Origin of the sequence: Paenibacillus phytorum (genome assembly GCF_013141715.1) — a bacterium.
Classification (GTDB): Bacteria; Bacillota; Bacilli; order Paenibacillales; family NBRC-103111; genus Paenibacillus_E; species Paenibacillus_E phytorum.
The window spans coordinates 1-503 of record NZ_WHOA01000142.1 but is presented as its reverse complement, the minus strand read 5'-3'; the positions used below and the strand labels follow the sequence as shown (position 1 = coordinate 503).

General features: G+C 45.7%; 1 protein-coding gene. It reads right to left on the bottom strand.

Annotation, left to right across the window (positions count from 1 at the left end):
* The coding region (locus GC098_RS21415; protein WP_171645269.1) for a TetR/AcrR family transcriptional regulator at positions 1-394 on the bottom strand (394 nt) is incomplete at its 3' end.
* Between the last annotated feature and the right edge of the window lie 109 nt (positions 395-503).

Below are 503 nucleotides of genomic sequence, written 5' to 3'. Positions count from 1 at the left end.
CTTTAAGAATTTGGATCAGGATAAAAAGTTCCTTTTCGCTCACTTCTTTTACTTTGTGCTGCAGCGCCTCAGGCAGCGATTCGAAATCCGCTTGCAGGGAAGATAGGGGACATATATCCTGCATTCCGAAGCAAGACAACCGATCGAAAAAATAATGCTCCAGCCTCTCTTCGGGCGGTACTGAAGCGATACGAAGCAACAGGTGTTCCAAGCGCTCCATCATTCGCTCCAGGATTGCGGCTCCTAAGTCCTCCTTTTTTTCGAAATGGTAATGAATGCTCGCTTTGGTCACGCCAAGCGGCTTCGATAAATCGTCGTAGCTCATGGCAACAAAGCCTTTTTCTTGAATCAGCTTGAACGCCAACGAAATGATTTGATTTTTTCTGCTCTCCATGACTGTATTCTAACTATTTAGTTGGTAAGGAGCACATTTTAAACAACTCCTGCGGTATGATGGCCGAAACGGGAGAGAGTCAAACGAAAGCGAAAACGGGCTGATCAAG